This is a genomic window from Mycolicibacterium aurum (assembly GCF_900637195.1).
GTDB classification, from domain to species: Bacteria; Actinomycetota; Actinomycetes; order Mycobacteriales; family Mycobacteriaceae; genus Mycobacterium; species Mycobacterium aurum.
Window position 1 is genome coordinate 3,036,422 of the sequence record NZ_LR134356.1, and the last position, 6,939, is coordinate 3,043,360.

3 protein-coding genes are annotated in these 6,939 nt (G+C 63.1%); all 3 read left to right on the top strand.

All coding sequences use genetic code 11. The annotated features are described in order from the left end of the window. Positions 1 to 568 precede the first annotated feature (568 nt). The 3 genes from EL337_RS14425 to EL337_RS14435 are packed head-to-tail and all read left to right on the top strand — an operon-like array spanning position 569 to position 6,883. Positions 569 to 991: an MmpS family transport accessory protein gene (locus EL337_RS14425; protein WP_048631256.1), complete on the top strand. Its 423-nt coding sequence runs from the start codon at positions 569 to 571 to the stop codon at positions 989 to 991. Next, positions 988 to 3,873 (top strand): MMPL/RND family transporter, encoded by a 2,886-nt coding sequence (locus tag EL337_RS14430; protein WP_048630992.1) that lies wholly within the window; start codon positions 988 to 990, stop codon positions 3,871 to 3,873. Before EL337_RS14425 ends, EL337_RS14430 begins: the two co-directional genes overlap by 4 nt. Before the next feature lie 37 nt (positions 3,874 to 3,910). Then, complete coding sequence (locus EL337_RS14435; RefSeq protein WP_083442977.1) at positions 3,911 to 6,883, top strand: MMPL/RND family transporter; 2,973 nt, start codon at positions 3,911 to 3,913, stop codon at positions 6,881 to 6,883. Positions 6,884 to 6,939: the final 56 nt, after the last annotated feature.

Below are 6,939 nucleotides of genomic sequence, written 5' to 3' on the forward strand. Positions count from 1 at the left end.
GTCCGATAATGCGACGACGGACGTAATCTCGTGGCGTTGACCCAGCGCAACCGCAGACGAATTCGCAGGTCGCGGCAGCCTCTTGTCATGGTCGACCCCCCGGTCGCGCGCGCGGCACGCGATCGGGAGGCGATGCCGGTTTCCGGCCGGGCGCGAGGGCGCGCGCGTTTGCCGAAAATCACCCGAAGGTGGCGCTTGGCATGATTGACTCTGGCGTCAAATGTATGTCGTCTGTCGCTGCGTCGCGACGTGGGTCGCCCGCCGGTATGCCGATGGCGACTGCGGACTTCGACGCGAGTCCCTTGGGTCCGGTACGGAGCCCCGAATTGGGAAGAGGTGAAAGGTGGGGCAGGTGGTCGACGGCAGCTTGCCTGATGTGAACAGTCGAACCGAGCGATCGCAAGCCGAGTTGACACCGTCACATATCGCGTCGACCGATCACCCCGATGCCGTCGATCCACTCCGAGGGGCGTTCTCGGAGCAGGCAGCTGATCCGACGCAGATGTCTGGCCCGGTTCGATCGACCCGACCGCGTCGTCGCGGACTCGGTTTCGCGCTGTTCACGCTGCTGCGCAAGCTGTGGATCCCGCTCGTGGTCCTGATTGTGGTCGTGGCGGGAGGTTTCACGGTGTCGCGACTCCACGGTGTCTTCGGATCCGACGACTCGCTCACCTACGGCGACACCGCCGACGACTCGGCAGCGACCGTCGATCCCAAGATCCTCCGGTACGAGATCTTCGGTCCCCCGGGCACGGTCGCCCAGATCAGCTTCTTCAACGGAAACGGCGATCCCCAGTTTCTCGAGGGGGTGCCCTTGCCCTGGTCGCTCGAGTTCCCGATCACCGGAGCCGCGGGCGTCGGAAGCATCGCGGCTCAAGGAGACAGCGAATCCCTTGGCTGTCGCATCGTCGTGGACGGTGAGATCAAGGCTGAAGAGACCGCCACGCACGAGGCCAGCACGTTCACCGCATGTCTACTGAAGGCCGCATGAGCAACCATTCTCTGCACAGCCGCCGTCCGCTCGTCGCACGGACGATCCATCGATTCGCCCCGCTGATCATTCTGGCCTGGCTGGCTGTCGTCGTAGCTCTGACCATGGGCGTGCCCTCGCTGGAACAGGTGGAGAAACAGCATTCTGTATCACTGAATCCTGTTGATGCGCCGTCGATCCAGGCGTCGGAGCGCATCAACGCAGCATTCGGCTCCGCCGACGGCGGGGGCGTCGTGATGATCGTCCTCGAGGGCCAGGAGCAGCTCGGCGACCAGGCCCATCGGTACTACGACCACATGATCCGCCAACTCAAGGCGGACACCGAACACGTGCAGAGCATCCAGGATTTCTGGGGCGACCCGTTGACGCGGGGGGCCGCCCAGAGCGCTGATGGGAAAGCCGCCTACGTCCAGGTGAGTCTGCCGGGCGGTTCCGATCAGGCGTCGACGAACGCATCGGTGACCGCGATCCGGCATATCGTGGAGAACACGCAGGCGCCGGAAGGCGTCAAGGCATACGTGACGGGCCCGTCCGCGATCGCCACGGATGTCGGCGAAAGTGGCAACCGGACGGTCATTCTCGTCACCGCCGTCAGCGTCGCGGTCATCTGCGTGATGCTGTTGCTGGTCTATCGATCGGTCACGACGGTCCTGCTGCTGCTGGTCGTGGTGGGCATTCAGCTTCAGGCCGCGCGCGGCATCGTCGCGCTGCTCGGCCACCACGGCATGCTCGGCCTCACCACCTTCGGTGTCAACCTCCTTGTCGCGCTCTGTATCGCGGCCGGCACCGATTACGGGATCTTCTTCATCGGGCGCTACCAGGAGGCTCGTCAGGCCGGTGAAGACACAGTGTCGGCCTACTTCACCACCTACCACGGCGTAGCCAAAGTGGTGCTGGCGTCGGGGCTGACCATCGCCGGCGCGCTGTACTGCCTGAGCTTCACCCGGCTCCCGCTCTTCAACGCTCTGGCCCTGCCCACCGCAATCGGAGTGATCGTCGCCGTCGCGGTCGCGCTGACCCTGTTTCCGGCGGTCCTGGCCGCCGGCAGCCGATTCGGCCTGTTCGACCCGAAGCGCAACCTGCAGGTTCGTGGCTGGCGGCGGCTGGGCACCGCCATCGTCCGCTGGCCCGCGCCGATCCTGGTCGCGACGATGGCGATCACCCTGCTGGGTCTGCTGGCGCTGCCGGGATTCAAGCCCAGCTACAACGACCAGAAGTACCTGCCCCACGACATCCCGGCCAACGCAGGCATGGCTGCCGCCAAACGGCACTTCCCCGAGTCGGCGATGATGACGCCGGAGATCCTGATGGTCGAGACGGATCACGACCTCCGCAACCCAGCCGATTTCCTGGTGCTCAACAGATTGGCCAAGGCGATCCTTGCGGTGCAGGGCATCTCTAACGTGCAGGCCGTGACGCGGCCTGAGGGAATTCCGATGGCGCGCGCCACGATCCCGTACATGCTGAGCATGCAGCAGGCAGGTCAACAGCAGTACATGCAGTTCCAGAAGTCGCGCATGGATGACCTGCTGGTGCAGGCGAACATGCTCGAGGAGATGGTCGCCGTCATGCAGCGGATGTACGGCCTCATGGGACAGATGGTCGACACCACGCGCGACATGGTCGGCACCACCCATGAGGTGCAGGAGATCACCGCCGAACTGCGGGACAACATCGCCAATTTCGAGGACATGTGGCGACCCATCCGCAACTACCTGTACTGGGAGCCGCACTGCTTCAACATCCCGTTGTGCTTCTCGATCCGGAGCGTATTCGACGTGGTGGACAGCGTCGACCAGGTGTCGGAGAAACTCGACGGGTTGGTCGCGAATCTGGACCAGCTCAATGTGATACTGCCCCAGATCGTCGATCAGTTCCCCGAGATGATCGCGATCATGTCCAGCATGCGCACCATGATGCTCAGCATGCACAGCACCATGTCCGGCATCTTCGGCCAGATGGACAGCAGTACGGGTGAGAACCCGACCGCGATGGGTAAGGCCTTCGATGCCGCGCAGAACGACGACACCTTCTTCATCCCGCCGGAGGTATTCCAGAACAAGGATTTTCAGCGGGTCATGGACGTCTTCATCTCCCCCGACGGCAAGTCGGTCCGGATGTTGGTCCTGCAGAACGGTGACCCGGCGTCACCGGAGGGGATCGCACGTGTTGCCGAGATCAAGAGTGCCGCAGAGGAGGCTCTCAAAGGCACTCCGCTGGAGGGCTCGACGATCTATCTGACAGGCACCGCTGCGATCACCAAGGACATGGTCGTCGGCTCCGAATACGATCTGATGATCGCCGTCGTCGCGGCCATCTGCCTGATCTTCATCGTGATGCTGATCATGACGAGAAGCCTCGTCGCCGCGACGGTGATCGTCGGTACCGTGCTGATCTCGCTGGGAGCCGCTTTCGGTGTGTCGGTTTTCGTATGGCAGTACGTGATCGGAGTGCAGATCCACTGGGCGGTCCTGGTGATGACGGTCATCACCTTGTTGGCGGTGGGGTCCGACTACAACTTGCTGCTGGTGGCTCGCATCAAGGACGAGCTCGGCGCCGGTATCAACACCGCGATCATCCGGGCCATGGGCGGTACCGGCAAGGTCGTCACGACCGCGGGCCTTGTGTTCGCCGCCACCATGGGATCGATGGTGGTCAGCGATCTACGCAGCATCGGCCAGGTGGGTACGACGATCGCCCTGGGTCTGATGTTCGACACGTTGATCGTGCGGGCTTTCATGACGCCGTCGATCGCCGCGCTGTTGGGGCGGTGGTTCTGGTGGCCGCAGCAGGTGCGTCCGCGGCCCGCGAGCGCCTTCCTGAAGAGCACCGGAACCCGCCCGCTGGTACGTGCCCTGTTGCAGAGCCCGCCACCGAAGTGACGCGGGCCGAGTCGGCTGCGCGCCTGGTGGCCGCCACATGAGCAACCATCACCTGCACGCGGGCCGGCCACTGGTTGCGCGCACGCTGCGAATGCTGGCGCCCGTAACGATTCTGGGCTGGGTGGTGCTGACCCTGATCGTCACGTTCGCCGTCCCGTCGCTCGAGCAAGTCGGTCGCGAGCAGTCTGTTCCGATGAGCCCGAAGGACGCGCCTTCGGTTCAGGCGATGTCACAGATGGGGCAGCTGTTCGACGAGTCCAATTCCGACAGCACGGCAATGATCATCCTCGAAGGTGAAGCGCCGCTGGATGACTCGGCTCGCCAGTACTACGACCAGTTGGTCGCCGAACTGGAGAAGGACCCCGCGCACATCGAGAACGTGCAGGATCTGTGGGGCGACCGGCTCACCGCTGCGGGTGCGCAGAGCCCCGACGGCAAAGCCGTCTACGTCCAGCTCAACCTCGTCGGAGACCAGGGGTCGTCGGCGGGTGTGGAGTCGGTCGCTGCGGTGCGCGCCATCGTCGACCGGTTGCCGCCTCCGCCCGGATTTTCTGTGTACGTCACCGGTGCCGCACCACTGCTGGCCGATATGCAGCACAGCGGCGAGACGTCGATTCTGAAGATGACCCTGATAGGGGCGCTGATCATCTTCGTCGTGCTGATGATCGTCTACCGGTCGGTGGTGACCGTCGTCGCGCTGCTGATCACTGTGGGAATCGAGTTGTTCGCCGCGCGGGGCATTGTCGCCTTCCTGGGCCATCACGAGGTGTTCCTGCTATCCACATTCGCCATCAACCTGTTGGTGGCACTCGCGATGGCGGCTGGCACAGACTACGGAATCTTCTTCTTCGGCCGGTATCAAGAAGCACGTAACTCCGGCGAGGACCGCGAGACGGCGTACTACACCACCTTTCGCGGGGTGGCTCCGGTCGTACTCGGATCCGGTCTGACGATCGCCGGAGCGCTCATGTGCCTGAGCTTCACCCGGATGCCGATCTTTCAGACCATCGGCATGCCATGCGCGGTCGGCATGCTGGTCGCGGTGGCTGCTGCACTCACGCTGGTACCGGCAGTCCTCACTATCGGGGGTCGCGTCGGCCTGTTCGATCCCACCCGTGCGATCAATGTCCGCCGGTGGCGACGGATCGGCACCGCGATCGTCCGGTGGCCCGGCCCGATTCTGGTCGCGACGCTGGCGGTCACTTTGATCGGTCTGATCGCTCTGCCGGGATACCAGACGAGTTACGATGACCGCCAGTATATTCCGCAGGACGTTCCTGCCAACCTGGGTTACGCGGCCGCGGACCGCCATTTCTCCCAGGCCCGGATGATGCCGGACATCCTCATCGTCGAGTCCGACCACGACATGCGCAATCCGGCCGACTTCATCGTGCTGCACAAGATCGCGAAGGCGATATTCGAAGTGCCCGGCGTCTCGCGTGTCCAGGGCATAACCCGACCGGAGGGGACGCCCCTGGAACGCACGTCGATACCGTTTCTCATCAGCATGCAGAACGCCGGCCAGCAGCAGATGATGAGGCACATGCAGGACCGTGTCGACGACATGGGAGCACAGGCCGACATGCTGGCGCGGCAGATTGAACTGGCCCGGCGCATGTACGAACTGCAACGCCAGTTGACTGACACGACACTGAATTCGGTGGCGCAGGTGCAGGAGCTGGTCGTCGTCATGGACGAACTGCGCGACAACATGGCCAATTTCGACGACTTCTTCCGGCCGATCCGCAACTATTTGTACTGGGAACCCCACTGCTACAACATCCCGCTGTGCTTCTCGGTCAGAAGCCTGTTCGATTCACTGGACGGAATCGACCAGATCGCCGGGAAGATGCACGAACTGCAGGGCGATCTCGACAACTTCGCGACGCTGTTGCCTGAGCTTCTCGCCCAGCTGCCGAGGACCATCGAGATCATGGAGTCGATGCGGTCCATGTTGCTGACCATGCACAGCACCATGGAGGGCACATTCGGAGTCATGGACAACTCCACGCAGGACGTGACGGCCATGGGCCAGGCATACGATGCGGCCAACAACGACGACTCGTTCTATCTGCCGGAAGAGGTCTTTCAGAATCCCGACTTCCAACGGGCGATGAGCTCGTTCCTGTCCCCCGATGGCAAAGCCGTGCGATTCATCGTCTCGCACAAGAACGACCCAGGGTCACCCGACGGCATTGCCAGCATCCAACGGATACGCGACGCGGTCAACGAGGCGTTGAAGACGACGCCGCTGCGCGGCGCACAGGTCTACATGGGCGGAAGTGCCTCCACCTTCAAAGATTTCGAAGAAGGTTCACGATACGATCTGCTGATTGCCGGGGTCAGCGCGCTGTGTCTGATCTTCTTGATCATGCTTCTGATCACCCGCGGGCTGGTGGCGTCGGTGGTGATTGTCGGAACGGTGGCGTTGTCTTTGGGCGCGTCTTTCGGGCTCTCGGTGCTGATCTGGCAGTACATTTTCGGTATCCCGTTGCACTGGATGGTCCTGCCGATGGCGGTGATCGTCTTGTTGGGTGTCGGGTCCGACTACAACCTGCTGTTGGTCTCACGGATGAAAGAGGAAATCGGCGCCGGCATCAACACCGGCATCATCCGCGCGATGGGCGGCACCGGAAAAGTCGTCACCAACGCCGGGTTGGTGTTCGCGTTCACGATGGCCGCGATGGTGTTCAGCGATCTGATGGTCATCGGTCAGGTCGGTACCACCATCGGTCTGGGGTTGCTGTTCGACACTCTTGTCGTGCGGGCCTTCCTGACGCCCGCCATCGCCGCACTGCTCGGACGGTGGTTCTGGTGGCCGATTGTCGTGCGTCCCCGGCCGAGCCCGCGACTGCAATCGATCAGTTCGCGGCTGGGCGCCGGCCAGATCACCATGCGACAGCAGTACACATCCTCAAGCAGCGGCACTCCCTCTGAGCACTTCGATGACGCCGTCACATCCCCCAGTCTGAAGGTACCGGTAGCGACATTGCTTGAGCGTCGCCAGTGATGAACGCATAGCGAAAGGTTCGAGCGAGCCGCCTCCACGACGGGCGCTTGCGGTCA